Annotated in this window: 9 protein-coding genes; 4 read left to right on the top strand and 5 right to left on the bottom strand. The window is 48.7% G+C overall.

Going from position 1 to position 15996, the window contains the following annotated elements:
- Positions 1–55: 55 nt before the first annotated feature.
- Both E1919_RS21360 and E1919_RS21355 read right to left on the bottom strand, forming a co-directional pair.
- Complete coding sequence (locus tag E1919_RS21360; protein ID WP_162055454.1) at positions 56–1120, bottom strand: nucleotidyltransferase domain-containing protein; 1065 nt, start codon at positions 1118–1120, stop codon at positions 56–58.
- On the bottom strand, positions 1111–1872 hold the full coding sequence (locus E1919_RS21355; RefSeq protein WP_162055453.1) for a nucleotidyltransferase domain-containing protein: 762 nt from the start codon (positions 1870–1872) through the stop codon (positions 1111–1113). Before E1919_RS21355 ends, E1919_RS21360 begins: the two co-directional genes overlap by 10 nt.
- Positions 1873–2133: 261 nt before the next feature.
- Here E1919_RS21355 and E1919_RS21350 point away from each other — a divergent pair, with 261 nt between their 5' ends.
- Positions 2134–2301 carry a chryseobasin-related MNIO class RiPP peptide gene (locus E1919_RS21350; protein ID WP_162055452.1) on the top strand — a complete coding sequence of 56 codons (168 nt, stop codon included), beginning with the start codon at positions 2134–2136 and terminating at the stop codon, positions 2299–2301.
- A 3-nt stretch (positions 2302–2304) separates the two neighbouring features.
- The gene (locus E1919_RS21345; RefSeq protein ID WP_237144733.1) at positions 2305–3468 is read left to right on the top strand and encodes a multinuclear nonheme iron-dependent oxidase; all 1164 of its coding nucleotides are present in this window, start codon (positions 2305–2307) and stop codon (positions 3466–3468) included.
- 32 nt (positions 3469–3500) lie between these two features.
- On the opposite strand, the gene E1919_RS21340 is transcribed toward E1919_RS21345, so the two are convergent.
- From E1919_RS21340 to E1919_RS21330, 3 genes are all read right to left on the bottom strand, one after another.
- The gene (locus tag E1919_RS21340) at positions 3501–4451 is read right to left on the bottom strand and encodes a hypothetical protein (RefSeq protein ID WP_162055451.1); all 951 of its coding nucleotides are present in this window, start codon (positions 4449–4451) and stop codon (positions 3501–3503) included.
- Positions 4452–4607: 156 nt separating this feature from the next.
- Positions 4608–7352, bottom strand: a complete 2745-nt coding sequence (locus E1919_RS21335; protein WP_202915965.1) for a DEAD/DEAH box helicase family protein — start codon at positions 7350–7352, stop codon at positions 4608–4610.
- 136 nt (positions 7353–7488) lie between these two features.
- Positions 7489–7899 carry a hypothetical protein gene (locus E1919_RS21330; RefSeq protein ID WP_162055450.1) on the bottom strand — a complete coding sequence of 137 codons (411 nt, stop codon included), beginning with the start codon at positions 7897–7899 and terminating at the stop codon, positions 7489–7491.
- A gap of 247 nt (positions 7900–8146) precedes the next feature.
- Here E1919_RS21330 and E1919_RS21325 point away from each other — a divergent pair, with 247 nt between their 5' ends.
- Both E1919_RS21325 and E1919_RS21320 read left to right on the top strand, forming a co-directional pair.
- Positions 8147–9919, top strand: coding sequence for a phytanoyl-CoA dioxygenase family protein (locus tag E1919_RS21325; RefSeq protein ID WP_162055449.1), 1773 nt, complete (start codon positions 8147–8149; stop codon positions 9917–9919).
- Positions 9920–9958: 39 nt separating this feature from the next.
- Complete coding sequence (locus E1919_RS21320) at positions 9959–15805, top strand: carboxypeptidase-like regulatory domain-containing protein (RefSeq protein ID WP_162055448.1); 5847 nt, start codon at positions 9959–9961, stop codon at positions 15803–15805.
- Positions 15806–15996: the final 191 nt, after the last annotated feature.

Below are 15996 nucleotides of genomic sequence, written 5' to 3'. Positions count from 1 at the left end.
TTTTCTTTTGGTATGATACAAAGGAAGAAGCCTACTACGCAGCCTTTTTGCGCAGTTAAACTTTCTTGTAAAAACTTTTCCGCACCTCCACCAGCAGCTCATTCAACAGCAGTATATCCGGCTCCTCCGGTAAATTAGTCTTTTCGTACAGTTCATCCATTTTAGCAATTCGTTCCTCCGCGATAGCCAGTAATTCCGCATACTCAAAAACACCGCCTTTTATTTGGAGCAGGAATTCGCGGTTCGGGCGGCGCACGATGATCTGGCCCTGGCTGGCGATTTCTTCGGCCATGTCGAGGAGGCGGAAGGTGTGCATCAGGTTTTTAGCGTCATAGTTCTTTCCGTGCGAGAGCGTGTTTTCGTAGCGGGCATTGTTTCGCTTCTCTACCCATTCCCAATACTCCTTGTATTCCTTGCAGTAGGTGGAGTAGGCGTTCTTGTTGAAACTCATCACCGCCAGCGGCTGCAGGCCTTTGGGAATGGAACTCAGCGAGACATCATTGGATTCCTCGCTCTGCACAATGCCCCTGAGGTTTGTACCTGGGTCATGGAACACCGCATACAGGTCCGACATGTGCGGGATGCGGGCAAGGCCGCAATCCTCCTGCTGCAGGCCCTGCTGCTCCAGAAACTCCTGCACCGGCACAGAACCCTGTCCCTGCGCCACATAGCAGAAATCCAACACCGACTTGCGCTCCGGTTCCACCGGGTTCACAATCTTTTTGTTCAGTCCCTTCGCCTTCTTCACCTGTGTGAGGGCGTATCCTGCGAAGGTTTGCTTGCATAGCTTCGAGAGGAAGTCCTGCGGCTTGAACCTGTTGTAGAGCGGGTGCTGGTACAGGATACAATCTTTGGGCATGCTCAGCAGCTCCAGCATGTTGGGGTTGTTTTTAGCCAACAACTCCACGAAGCGGCGCAGCTCATAATACACAATGTCGTTGCTCTCGTTGCTGAGCTGCTCCACGTAGTTTAGTCCGAAGTAATCCTCTTCGGGCAGCACAAACACACCCCGGATATCGGTGTCTGAGGTGGGGGTGCTCAAGCCATAGGCCCTGCTGCCGCTGATGCACTCGAACAGCAGCAGGTTTTTTGTCTTAAGCTCGTCTATGGTTAGTGCCATGGTTGTTCTATCGTTTCCCTGAAGAGTTGGTTCAGCGACTCTGTCTCGCCCTTCTGTGCTTCAAATTCATTTGCCTTCGCCTCGCAGTAGTCGAGGGTGCTTTTGAGGTAGGCCTCTAGCTTCAACTCTTTCGGGTGCAGGTATTTCTCGTCCACAGTTGCCTTCAGCTCCAGCATGCTGTTAATCGTGCTGTTGATTTTCTGGTCCTTCACCAGTGGCAGCAACTCCCGGAAAGCCAGCGGCGGAATGCTTTTGTGCTCTACTATCCAAAGACTGGCCAGCGTGGTGCGGAGCAGGTAAAAGTAACTCTTCAGCTTTACCATGTCCCCGGCTTCACAGGCTTTGTAATAGTTGTGGGCCATACTCATATAATGGTGCAGGCCTGCCCGGCAGGAGAAATAGGAGGGAGCCAGCTCTTTCAGCCTGTCCCGGAAATCCGTCTGCTGCACATACACAATCGGCGACTGCATGCGCTCGAACACCGCTGCGTTGGACTTGCGCAGCAGTTGCAGGCTCTTGCGGATGTTCCAGCCCACCAGGTCCAGGTCGCCGCTGAGGTACTCGATGGTGTCGCGCCTGTCGTCGATGGAGAGGTACCAGTCTTTTGGGTGCCGGTAAATAAAGCGCACATCATAGTCGCTGTCGGGGGAGGGGAAGCCCCAGGCGCGGCTGCCCGTCTCGCAGGCGAACAGGATTTGCACCTTGTATTGTGTTTCTAATTCCTTTAGCTTCTGTTGTATCTGTTCCTGCATGGCTGTTATTGTAGTTGCTGTTTCAAAGGTAGAGGAGCGCTACGCAGTGTTTTTGCGCAGGAGAATTTATTTTCTGTGTTTCATGAAATAAATTCCCGCTGCTCCTGAAGGGCTAAGACCGGGACACAAAAAAAATGGGCTCTCACAAGGCAGAGTGGTGTAGCAGACTTATTCTGAGTACAGATGCAACCCTTGCTCCTGGATGAGGGTCATCCAGACGAGAGAAGAAATTTGTACCAGCACCAAATAAGCGATATCACCATGAAACTACCTAAAGCGTTACTCGGAGCCATACTGGTTGGCATTACAGTACAGACCACAGGCTGTACACAAGAAGAGTTGCCCGGGCCCAGGACAGAGCAGGGCGGTGAGAAAGGGAAAGAGGTTGTGAAAGTACCGGACAACTGCCCGGCTTGTGGCATGGGCTAAGCATTGGACAGGAAAGAACTACATCCTGTGGGGAAAGAGCCGGAAATTTTATCAACAATTGCTTGTAACTTAGATGCGGATATTCTATCGGCCGCTTTTCCTTTGCTGGAAGAAGGCAGGGTAGAGGCCATTGAATGGTCTTTCGATACACTCTACTGGGCAGCGCAGGTGCCTTACTGGTTCACAGAATTGTTGCTTGCTTATAGCCAACAAAACAGGCTGGTTGGCCACGGGGTATTCTTTTCCCTGCTCTCTGGCAAGTGGACGAAGGAGCAGCAGCACTGGCTGGAACAACTGAAGCAATTAGCCTCCCAATATTCGTTCGACCAAATTACTGAGCATTTCGGGTTTTTTACCGGGCAGAATTTCCATTCCGGTGCTCCTCTCCATGTGCCGTACACCAGCGCCACTTTGCGCATCGGGCAGGACAGGTTAAGCCGCATCTATGAGGCCTGCCAATGTCCGGTCGGGCTCGAGAACCTGGCTTTTTCCTACTCGCTGGACGAAGTGAAACAGCATGGCGAATTCCTGGACAAGCTGGTAGCGCCTGTGAATGGCTTCCTTATACTGGACCTGCACAACCTCTACTGCCAGCTCCATAATTTCGTTATTTCTTACGAAGACCTGATCACGCTGTACCCGCTGGAACGTGTGCGGGAAATCCATATTTCAGGAGGCAGCTGGGAGGCTTCTGTGCTTGAACCAGAAAAGAAGATAAGAAGGGACACACATGATGATGCCGTGCCGGAGGAGGTGTTCCAGCTGCTGGCACTGACAATACCCAAGTGCCCTAACCTAAGATATGTCGTGCTGGAGCAATTGGGAAACGGACTGAAGACCGAAAGCAGCAGAATCCGCTTCCGTCAGGATTTTCTGAAGATGGAGGCGTTGGTACAGAAGAGTAGAAGCAGCCTGTCCAGGGATGTTGATAATCTTTTTCTACCGGTACAGCCTCTACAGAAGGGTCCTGCTGTGGAGGATGACATGCTCCACAACCAACAGCTGCAGCTCTCGCACATCCTGGAAACAGCACCTTCCTACGAAGAAGCCCGACGGCTGCTCCTTACATCTTCCCTGGCTGGTTCTGACTGGAAAATTGAGAGCTGGGCGCCGCACATGCTGGAGACTGCTGTCAGCATTGCGCAAAAGTGGAAGAAGCAATCCTGAGTCAACAGCTGCCGGAAGGATTCTGATTCTTTTTACCTTTTGTTTAGTTCTGCAACTGCTCCTCTGGGGCTGGGGAAATGGGTTGCTACCCGCGGGTCCATGATGTTTCCGCCAAAACCTGTTTCTTCGTCAGATAGCTCCTCCTGTATTGCCAGCAGTTTGTTTCTGTATTCGGTACCGCCCACTTTCCAAAGAGATTGGATGGCTGTGACTTTTTCAAAATTATCGTTCCCATCCTCCATGATAAAATTGTAGAGGTACTTTGCGACTTCGGCTGAAATAGTATTACTCAAAAGCCGCAGCGCCGATACCCTGGAATGGAAGTGTTCTGTCTCAATAAATTTTCTTACTGTTTGAAGCGGAATCTCTTTGTCAAGCAGGTAGGCAGTTTCCATGGCTACATGCTGTAGAAAGAAGGTGGCAATTTCCTGCTCCTCAAATCCTGCAGGGGCTTTAGCCAGGTTAGCCTTTATAAAGTCTGCAATTTTAGAATTTTCGTACTTCCCAGTCCTGAAGTAGCTCCAGATTTGGGAGTATGTATTCTCATAGACTTCCTGAGGGACCAGTGCTTGATGGTAGCTGTGCCTGTAAGTTGCATGTACATTACCACTGTCAAGGAAGGCATACCCTGAAGTGGGAGTCGGTAAACTGTAGTTCCCTTTCTCGCCTTTCTTAAGCAGCAGGTAATAAGTTGCGCCAGCTTTCAATGGCAAGTGCAGTCCATGCCCGGACGCGCTCCTCATGTTGAGCATGTAGAAGCCAGCTATTTTTACCTTCCCCTTTAAGCTTTTATCTCCAAAACTTTTGACAACTTCTATTTCTGCTTCTGGTGTGTCGCCTTTAGCCAGGACTTTTGCCAGAACAAAATAGTCAGCTTTTTTCAGAATCTCCTTTTGCCACGGCTCATCCCATGTTTCTGCCATGAGGTTCTGCTGAAAAAGAAAGGTGGTGATGAAGAGGATAATGAATCTGGCTAATTTCATATTGTTTTATATTAGGAACAGCGGTGATGAATTTTGAACAAGGCTATTTTAGATGTACCAGGCTTTCTGCCCGGAATGTTCTGATCCAGAAAAAGAGGAAACAACAAAAGCTTCTTTTAACCGGGAATCTTATCAAGTTTTGATGCTACTTTCTTATCATCTCCATTTGTTTACATGCTCCACTTCATTTCCAAGCTGTGATGTCAATGAGTTTACCCTTGACTTCAACAATAGCTTTCTTCCTTCAATAGTGCGGGTAAAGACAAGGTCACAGGTTCCGACGAGTCTTTCCCATTGGCTTTTGAAGTGTTCTGCTAAGCTCTTGTTGCGCCCAATGATTTCCGGAACAGCATGATAATCCTTTTGCTTGACGAACTTCATAAACTTACTCTTCCTGATAATGACATAGCGTGGATTATCAACAGGTGCAATCACCTCTTGCAAAGCGTTGATAAAAGTAGATTTATCGAATGTTGTTCCGCCTTCGAGGTGGCAGTATACAGCACCAAAGTTGTCAACTGAAGACACAACTTTTAGCTTTGAGTTATTGGTAAGAATGGCGCCTGCTTTTACCAGTGAATTCAGAAGTGCATCTCCTATTTGTTGTATGTCTTTAGAGATATCCCGGTATTGTATGTAAAGTCTTAGCGTCTTATAGGTAAGACTTCCGAAAAGAGCGACACCTATAGCACCCAGGATGGCTAGAAAGAAGTAAAGGTCCTGTATTGTTTTGATGTTTCTTGCTGCTCGTCCGAGTCCTTGTATACTCTCTAAACCAAAACCCAGCAATCCTGAACCAAGTGTTGCCATCAGGTTGGCTATGGTCTTGTGCAAATACATGGATTTAACTCCCTTGTAGTTTTTGTCTTTAGGAAACGGTATTTTTATTTCTTCTTCAAGGCTAACACCTGTCTCAAGGGCAGCCTTCCAGCGTTTTCTGAGGGATTCGCGATCACCTGCCAGCGTAAAGGTTTCTAGATTCTTTTTCTCAACTTCTTCTTTTCGATGCATGTTATCAGGCAGGTTCAAACGCCCGATGCCATTTTCAATACCGACTTCTTCTTTGTAGGACACACCTACAAAGCTTCTGAACCTTCTTTTCATCAAATCAAAATCGTCTCCGCCTGTTGGGGAAGACGGGTCAACACACACCAGATGCCAGATATTTCCTGTTTTTTCTTTGTTGCCGTGCTGTGTTCGGATAGCCCTGCCGCGCATCTGGTTCGACAAAACAAAAGAGCCGACAAAACTGGCCAGTATTAAAGAGTTGATGGCTGGTGCGTCCCAACCCTCGCCAAGCAAAGACTTGGTGCCAATTAAGATTTCAATTTCTCCTTGCTGAAAAACCTGTGTAACGACATGAACGATGTCGTGTTTAAGCTGCTCAGTCGGATTGATTAAAACATAGTTAGCATCAAAAGGAACTGGCGAAGAGCTGATTTGTGTGATGCCGTGTTGAGCGGCTTTTGCTTCGAAAGTGGTAAATGCTTCTTTGGGAATGATAACCAGTGACCCCGAAAGAAGACCTATCTTTTTGTTTTGACGGTTCTCCCGCCTTAGTTTTTCAAAGATTGGAATAACGCCAATCTTGTTCAACTCCAGCTTGTTTTCATCTGCATTGATGAAAAATTCTTTTCTGATATAGTCGGAAAGAATAACCAGCCGTAAATTCTTACCTAATTGATTATACTCAAAGTCTACTATTTCTTTGATTCCGTTCAGCTTGCTGATGCTGGAGGTTAAAAACCCAGTAACCCGTTTGTTGTAGGTAAAATTAATTTGCCGCCTTTCAATGGCACCGTACTTTCTGAGTCTGTTTTCCAGGCTCCTGCGGTGTTCTTCATAAGCCTTAAAATGCTCTCTTTCCTTATAGAGATAAAAATCTAAAAGAGTCTCTACCCAGCTATAGCCCAGCTTGGGAATTGCAAGTTTCTTGTCACCAATTACCTCCAGGTGTGTTTCTGGAATTTCCTTTTCGTTATCATTTAAAAAAATGAGGCAGGCGGAGTAGTAGGAGAGGTTGTTGTAAATCCAGTCTAAGTGTGCGGTCGGGTTTAACCAGATAGGATGATGCTCAATTGCTTTTATCAAGGTATCATCCAGCTTTATTTCCTGAAACAGTTTTTCTATGTTTTGCCTGAAAGCTAGAATGCTTGTGCTCTCCTTTTCCGTTGGAAACGAGAAATGGACATAGTCCTGATGTGGGCATAAATCACCTTCAATAACTAATTCAGGCACCGAAATTTCTGTATCGACAGGTCCGTTCAAGTTAATGTACCGCTGCCATTCCGTAGCCGAAACGTCATAGGGGGGAGTGGCAGTTAAGCCAACAATGACCGGGTCAAGCTTCTCTTTGACTTTTGTCAAGGTCTGCCACCATTCATTTTTCAGATGGTGTGCTTCGTCAACCACAATGGTTTTAATGTTCTGTGATTTTAGCTCGTTAACTATGTTGCTCAGGTTCCGGTTAGTAGATTTATTATTTTCTAGCTCTTCTGTTTCACCTTCCTCCGCGCGGAGGTTGTTACAGGCTGCATGAAGACCCTGGTAAGTGACAACAGTCATAAACTTTGGCTGGCGAATGTCTCTCGAAATCCAGTCAGGGGTAGAGTTTGTTTGAAGAAAGAGCTCACAGAAACGCTGTATCCACTGATTGCGAATAGCAATGGTCGGAGCGAGAATTAAAGTTGGTTTTTTGAGTCGCAAGGCCACTTCAAGGCCTAAAACAGTCTTGCCAGAGCCTGGTGGTGCAATTACGTGTAAATGCTGGTCTGTTAAGTGATCCTGCAAGTCATTTAGCACGCGTTGCTGATACTTTCTCCAGCTGTATTTGAATTTGATTTCTTCTGTTCTTTTTCTTTTTTCTACCAACTCTTCCATTGATGTTCTGTTTGTTTTCAAGGCTTTTTATGAGCCTTCTTCTCAAAGTGGCGGCTTTTAGCAGGCGCTGCTTCGGTGTAGGTTATGATGAATATAAGAAGCAAGTACTTGGCATAACAGCTGGTACAGTGCTAGTAGAAAAATGTGTGGTTGCAGGCTATCTCTTTCTGTATTTTTCGGTGACAGTAATTTGCTCATGCTCCTCTGTATCTTCAAAGTCCTGGAGATAGTCCCTTTCAGTTAAGGTTATCTTTAGCGTAAGAGAAGCGTCTGAAAGATGTACTATTTCATACTGCAATGGCTGAACTGCTAAATCCTTATCTGGGGTTAACATAAGCTTTCCCTTGTTCAGGGACCATATACCCGGTATGTAGTTTCTGAGAAACAGGTTATCCTTTTTCAGAAGTAGCCAGGTAGAGGTACTGCTACCTTCCTGTAGCTTCCCATTCACATATATTTCCTCTGATTGCCAATCACCAGTTAAATCAACTGGCGATACAGTGTCATCTTTACAGGAGGAAAAGAGCAGCACAAATCCCATTAGAACTGCCAGTTGAATAGTTTTCATGCTTTTATGCTTCCGGGTTACAGCGAAACGGGTTAATGTAGAGTGACAGTCAAATATAAAGGATTTAAAGTAATTACTTTTTTCTATATATAGGTGTTTTCCTTCTTTTTATTTTATTTGGGTCGGCAACCATAACTGCTGTTTTCAGCATCGTGCGGTAGCCTTTCTTTTGTAAGGTTTCTCATGATTCAGGCGACTGCCATAGTATAGAGAATCCGGACCGACACTTGATGAAACACCCACACCTATGCCTGTAAACCGGAATGCCCTCATTCGTTACCGTACCCTCGACAACTGCCTCCGGAACAAATACCGGAAGTGGACGCTGGAGGACCTGATAGACGCCTGCTCCGATGCCTTGTATGAGTATGAGGGCATCGACAAAGGCGTCAGCCGGCGCACAGTACAGATGGACCTGCAGCTTATGCGCAGCGACAAACTGGGCTATAATGCGCCTATCGTTGTGATTGATAAAAAGTATTATGCCTACGAAGACCCGGAATACTCCATCACCAACATTCCGCTCACTGAGCAGGACCTGGGGAAGCTGACAGAAGTAGCAGGAATCCTGCGGCAGTTCAAGGGCTTCACGCACTTTCACGAGCTCAGCGGCATGGTGCAGCGCCTGGAGGACCGCATCCATACGGCCAGAACAAAGCAGCCACCGGTAATAGACCTGGAGAAGAATGACAACCTGAAGGGGCTGGAGCACATCGATGCCCTCTACCAGGCCATCATTAAAAAGCGACCTGTGCAGCTGACCTACCAGTCATTCAAGGCACGGGAAGCGCATGCCTTCACGTTTTACCCCTATTTCCTGAAGGAGTACCGCAACCGCTGGTTTGTGCTGGGCATCAAAAAGAGAAGCCAGCCTGTGCTGGTGCTGGCCCTCGACCGCATCCTGGAAGTAGGGGAGTCGCATGAGCCTTTCCTGGAAAATTCTTCTTTAAAACTTCCCGATTACTTTGAGCATGTACTGGGCGTGTCGGTAAACCCCCATGAGGGGCCGGAGGAGGTGGAACTGTACATCAACAGGGAAAACGCGCCGTACGTGCTGACAAAGCCCATGCACCACTCACAGCAACTGGTGGAAAAGACCAGCAACGGTGTCATTATCCGGCTGCACGTGCAGCTTAACTTTGAGCTGGAGCGGGAAATCATGGGCTTCGGGGACTGCATCAAAGTACTGAAGCCACACAAGTTGAAACGCCGCATACACGATAAAATGCGCAACGCTGCCGAGCAGTATGAGAAGGAGCTGAACCTGACGGAGCTGGAACACAGCATCACCAAAGTAAAACGCCGGGGCTATGCCGTGCTGGAAAACATGTACACCAGCAAGGAAGTAGGCAAAATACTCTCTACTATCACCCGGGCCACAGAAGACCAGGAGCGCTTCCGGAGAACGGATGCGCTCTTTGCTATTCGCGGTCTTTTGCAGGAGATTCCAAACCTGAAGCATCTCCTTTTCAACAGCAACCTGTGCACGCTGATCCGGGAAGGTTTCGGTGCAGATTACTTCCTGACAAAGGCCATTTATTTTGATAAGCCGCCCAAATCGAACTGGTACGTGACCTGGCACCAGGACGTGCCCATCAACGTGAAGGAGAAGGTGGAGACAGCGGGTTTCCGTGGCTGGACAAGCAAGGCCGGGCTTGTGAGCGTGCGTCCGCTGGTGGAGTACCTGCACAGTGCCTTCACGCTGCGTATTCACCTGGACGATACGGACGAGGAGAACGGGGCGCTGAAGGTGATACCGAAGACACACTTCAGCATACTTTCTGATGAGGAGATAGCGGAAGTAAGAGAAACGACAGAGAGCAAATGCTGCAAAGTGCAGAAGGGCGGGGTGCATCTGATGAAACCCCTGACACTGCATGCCTCTTCTAAAACAGAAAACAACAAGCACCGCCGCGTCATTCACCTGGAGTTCAACAACAAAGAACTTCCCGGGGAGTTAGAGTGGCTGGAGCGGGAGGAGACTGGTGAGCTTAATCTGCAGCAGCTTAAAGAATATTAATATATTAATTTATATATTATTGGTTCATTAGGCTGTGCTATGCTCAAACTGTTCCTTTCCCTTTTGGCGCTTATCTCTTTTTGTACCGGCACTGTGCAGGCCCAGGGTAAACTGGAAAAAGCCAGAACCAGAAGTCACTATACCTACATTTATAAGGTAAACAACAAAGAAGCCTGTAAAATATACAAGGACGGGCCTCAGGCAGTAAACGCTTCCCAGTTTCACGCACCCATCGATTCTTTCGCAGTGCAGGAGGGCTTTCCGAAACAGCTGCCCCAGGGGCACTATCTCTTCATGCATAGCGCCGGCCCTGAGCTGGTGTACAACCTCAGAACCTACTCCCCAATATTCGTGAAGCTGCTGCAGGTAAAGCCGGCTTTAGCCGTGCTGGTGCATGACAGCCTGGGGAACAGCATAGCGAATGCGGAGGTGCGGCTGAAAGGAAAAAAGGCTACTTACGACCCTGCTACACAAACATACCGGCTGAAGAGAACTCCCCGGAAAGGCTTACTTTCCCTTTCTTTGAATGGGTTTACGCTTTTTGAAAAACTGGAAAAAGAAGAGGAGTATACGTACGACCAAAGCTTTATAAGCAAGATAGCCAGCGCCCCACCTATCCGGTTTATCTGGCGTCCTTTTTATGATGTCTATAATTCCGTTCGTTGGCATGGTCCGCAGGGCTGGGTAAGGCGTGTTTTTTCCTTGTTTGATTCCCGGTATCGTCGTTCGTTCAGCTCAAAGTACAGGGGCTATCTAGTCACAAACAAACCGATGTACCAGCCTGGAGACACGGTAATGTACAAAGCGTTTGTAGTAGAAGAGGAGGGAGAACCTGTGAATGAAAAAGTTGCCCTGCAGTTAAGCAGCTATGGTGAGGAGAAAAAAAGCCTGGGAGAAGTGCAGCCTTTCCGGGAAGGGGCCTACGGAGGCTACTTTGTACTGCATGACTCCTTAAAGCTGGTACTGGACAAGAGCTATACCCTTGCGCTCCTTCAGCCAGGGAAAAAAGAGATGACGTACATCAGAGGGAGCTTCCACTACGAAGATTATGAGCTGAAAGAGAATACCTATATCCTGTCCCTGAAACACAAGGAGCACCAGGCAGGGCAGGAGAACAGTTTGATACTTCGCGGCACGAACGCAAACGGACTTAATTTGCTGGATGCCCGGGTGGAGGTCGCCCTCCTCACCAAAAGCGTAGTGAAAAGTGAAGCAGCAGTTCTTTTCATACCTGACACCCTTTGGGTGTACCAACAACCATTGGATGCGGTGGGCGAGACAGTCATCTCCATTCCGGACACTGTTTTCCCGAAGGCTTCTGTCGACTATACGGTAACTGCCGCTTTCCTGAATGCCAGTAACGAACGAAGCAGCAAAACAGAAAATGCTAGCTACCACTACACAAAAGGCCGTTTGAAGCTTTCCTTGCTGCAGGACAGCCTCCTGGTGCAGTACCTCGAAAACGGAAAGATAGCACCGAAAGAAGCCAGCGTAAGCGCCTACAACAGGGACTACGATGACTTGTTTTCGATGCGTGTGCAGCTACCCACCCTTGTTCCGCTGAATGCTTATGCTACCGGTTATGAGGTGACAGCGGGTGAACTGGATGCTGATGTATACCTGGCTGAGGAAGAAGAGCCTTTGGTTGCACTTCAGGCTTACCGGACAAGTGATTCCCTGTTCTTTTCACTTCGGAACCCGAGGCGCCTGCCTTATTGGTATTTTGTATACCGCGGTGAGAAAATGGTGGCGCGGGGGCAGGGGAATGAAAGTAGCTTCTTTTTCCGGCAGCCAGCTAAAGGGGAGAAGCCGTGCTTTGTCGCTGTTCACTATATGTGGGCAGGGGAAATGTATCAGTTGAAGGAGGATGCCCCCCACCGAAAGCATCTGCTGACAATAGACCTGCAGAAACCAGCAGTTGTTTACCCGGGGCAGCAGGCCAGTATGCGTATCAAGGTAAAAGATGCAGCAGGCAAGGCCGTGCCGGGTGTGGATCTGACAGCTTATGCGCTCACTTCTAAATTTAAAAGCCAGGGCGTACCCGATCTTCCATCCTGGGACAGGTACAAACAACAGAAGGCTTCCCGAAAGCTGGTGATAGAGGATAGTGGCGTGAGCGGACAAAAACAAATGGATTGGGATTACTGGGGGTGCCGCATGGGTTTGGACAGCATGGCCTACTATAACTTCCTTTTCCCCGAGGATGGCTTGTTTACTGATTATGCCACCGTCAGAGACAGCATCACCCAGGTTTCTCCCTTTGTAGTGGATGCAGGCAGGATAGTACCGGTGCATGTGGTGTACCTGGACGAAGTGCCTGTGTATTTTTCTAAAACCGATGTGCTGCCTGCCTATGCCTTTGCAGCAGATAGCGGCTACCACACCATCAAGCTCAGAACATCCGATAAACTGGTGACGCTTGATAGTGTTTACCTGCAGCACAAACGCAAGTTCGTTGTCAGCGCAGATATTACAGAGGATGATAATCCCTTCGCCCATGAGGCTGAGAAAAACAAGCTATCGGCCGCTGAACAGCAGAACCTGTACCGCTACCTCTTTTATGTAGAGCAGCAGGATAGGGAAAATACGGCTTACCTGAAGCAGGGGAACCGTGTTCATTTGCTTGTGAAAAATAACTACAACAGGCTGCCGCACTATTTTCAGCGAGGCCAGAGCCTTCTGGCAGGACCCTTCAGCCCTTCCTGGATGCAGTATGTACGCTTGAACGGCTTTAGGACCAATTTCATGATGGAGCCGGCCTACAGCTATAATTTCGCCCCTGATTTGCTGAAGATGCGTGAAGGAAAACTACCAGACAGAAAGATTTTCATCCGAAGCTGGGAAAAGTGGCAGCAATCAGAACTGCTGCATCAGGAAGCTCTAACAGACAGGAAGATACATGAGAATTGGGAAGCCGCGCAGTACGAGCGCTTGCTGGGTAGGGTGTATGCCTCAAACGACATGCATGCAGGAGAAAAAGGCATGGGCAGGATAGGGTGGGATCTGCCGGATTCAGTGAGGCAACAGGTAAAACTGGTGCTGCTGCATGAAGCAGGCTATCCTGATTCGCTTTTGATTTACCCCAGGGAGAACAGCGTGTTATACAACCTGAAGCCTGCTGCCTATACCCTTACGCTGGCTTTTGTAAACGGGGCCTTTGCCACAGCAAATGTAGCGGTGAAGCCGAATGGACAGACGCAAATCTTCTTCAAACATTCGGACAGAGTGGACTCCTCAGCAGCAGGAGCATACCTGCTTCAGCTTGTGGAGACGCGGGTGAAACAGCAAAGGAAGGCCGACAAAGACAAGGAGCAGGAGCAACAGCAAATGCTTCAAAGGGCGCAGGAAACCACCTTTACTTATACAGACGGCGCGGAGCAGTACAGCCATTTGGTTACCGGTGTGGTAACGGAGAAAGAAACAAGTTCGCCCTTACCAGGCGTAACGGTTGTTTTAAAGGGCACTAAGACAGGAACTTTGACAGATGCCGGAGGTAATTATAGAATCTACGTCCCGGCGGATGGCGTGCTTGTCTTCGGGTTTATCGGTTTCGCCCCCTGGGAAGAAAGTGTAAATGGTAGAAACAGGGTAAGTCCTGTACTGGAGCCGGACGTGAAGGCGCTTCAGGAAGTGGTTGTCACAGGGTATGGCCGTCAGGAAAGCAGGGCAGTCGCCGCTTCAACTGTGTCCGTTTTGAACGGTAAGGCAGCAGGAGTTGTGGTGCGTGGCGCTGCCACGATGAACGCCGAAAGTGCGAAGCCGCTTTTAGTAGTAGACGGTGTTCCTTTTAACGGCGCACAAGGCGATCTTGACAATATCCTTTCCACAAAGGTCCTAAAAGGGGATGAAGCCACAGCTCTGTATGGTGCAGCAGGAGCGGCAGGAGTCATTATCATCACAACAAAAAAGGGAGGAGGGCTACTGGCATCTGCTGCAGGTACTGATGCACTGCAGCAAAACAGTGAAGCCCTTTCCATCCGGAATAACTTTTCGGATTATGCTGTCTGGCAGCCGCGCCTGATAACAAATAACCAGGGAGAGGCAAGTTTCACCGTTACTTTCCCTGATGATGTGACCAGCTGGAATACTTACGTGCTGGGCATGGATGATAAAAAGCACAGTGGCCTCTACAGCGGCAATATCAAATCCTTTAAGGCCGTCATGGCCACCCTGCACCTGCCACGTTTCCTGGTAGAAGGAGACAAGGCACACATCATCGGCAAAGCCTCGAACTACCTGCCAGACTCTTCCATAGTAACCACCAGGTTTGAAGTAGGAGGGAAGCCGGTGAAGGAAGAGAAAAAGCTATTGAACAGAAATTTTACTGATACCTTGCACATCAACGCTCCTGCTGTGGCACCAGACTCAGTGGAGGTGCAGTACAGCCTGCGGCAGGAAAGTGGGTTTACAGATGGCGAAAGACGCTACTTAAGTGTTTATCCGAAAGGAGTTGAAGAAACAACAGGCCAGTTCCTGCCACTCTCCACCGACACAACCTTTACACTCACTTTTGATCCGGCGAAGGGGCCGGTGCGGCTGCATGCACAGGGAGAACTGGTGCAGGTGATGCTGGATGAAATCGACTACCTGCACAAATATGAATACTGGTGCAGCGAGCAGGCAGCCTCTAAACTGATCGCGTTGCTTTTAGAGAAGCGTATTCAAGAGAAGCTAGGTCAGCCCTTTGCGCATGACCGGATGGTGCGGAAGCTGATACGCCACCTGGAGAAGACACAGCTGCAGGAGGGCGCCTGGGCCTGGTGGCAAAGCGGCCCGGCTTATGCCTGGATTACCAACCATGTAGTAGAAGCCCTGGTGATGGCTAAAAAGGAAAGCTATCCTGTTCGGTATGAAGGACAGAAACTAGTCGACTACATGGTTTACCTGCTGGAGCGGGGAGACTATAACAATAAACTAACCTCGCTTGAAACATTGTTTAAGCTGCAGGTTGACGTTGATTTTGCCCGCTATGTGAAGGAGCTCGAAAAGAACCGGAAGCAGACGCTGGAAGATAAGCTGCGCCTGATGCGCATGCGGCAGCGCCTTCAGCTTCCGGTGCAGCTGGACACACTGCAGCGTTATAAGAAGGAAACAATGCTGGGTGGCATCTTTTGGGGAGAGGAGAAGCATAACCTTTTCAACAACAATATCTCCAATACTTTGCTTGCATACGAAATACTCCGGGCGGCAGGAAACAACGCGCAGGGGCTTTCACAAATACAAGTTTACCTGTTAAACGAGCGCCGCGCCGGGCACTGGCGCAATACATATGAGTCAGCGCGTGTGCTGGAGACTTTGTTGCCGGAACTGCTCCTGGAAACACCCGGTACGGCTAATCTGCCTACGAGCAACTTAAGCTTTTCAGGTCCTGTAAATTTTGAGAGCAAAGCCATCGTGACAGATACAGTTTTTGCGGCGACCCGACCCTTGGTGGTAAAAAAGCAGGGTAACCTCCCGCTGTACTTTACTGCTTACCAGACCACCTGGAACAAAGTGCCGCAGCCGGTAGAAAAAGAGTTTATGGTGGCCAGTTCTCTGAAAGGGACAAATGGAGAGAACGTTTTACAGGCCGGAACACCAGTGGAAATGGTTGTGGAGGTAGAAGTAAAAGCGGATGCCGACTATGTGATGATAGAAGTGCCGGTTCCCGCCAGTTGTTCCTATGACGCAAAAAATGGAAGAGACGCTTACGAAGTGCATCGGGAATACTTCAGGAATAAAGTAAGTATCTTCTGTGACAGGCTTCCCAAAGGAAAGCACACTTTCACTCTAAAGCTTTTGCCCCGCTACACAGGTTCGTATACCCTTAACCCTGCCAGGGCAGGGTTGATGTACTTCCCTACCTTTTTCGGCAGAAACAGGATGAAGCAGGTCGTGGTGAGGTAACCCTTCTGGAGCCAAGTCAAGTGAAGAGATGCTAACACCCCGGCGGCAGCTGGAGATGGCATTATTCTGAAAGAGGTCTAATGACTACCTGCTAAAGGTGATTCAGCCTGTCCCTGTATGTTGGCACAAAGTCGGGCTAAGTAAGGATGATGCTGGCCATTATTTCCTGCCTTAGCGCATTCAAGTTTACA

This window comes from Pontibacter pamirensis, assembly GCF_010015475.1.
Taxonomy (GTDB): domain Bacteria; phylum Bacteroidota; class Bacteroidia; order Cytophagales; family Hymenobacteraceae; genus Pontibacter; species Pontibacter pamirensis.
Note: the sequence above shows the minus strand (reverse complement) of the source record. Positions and strands in the feature narration are given on the sequence as shown.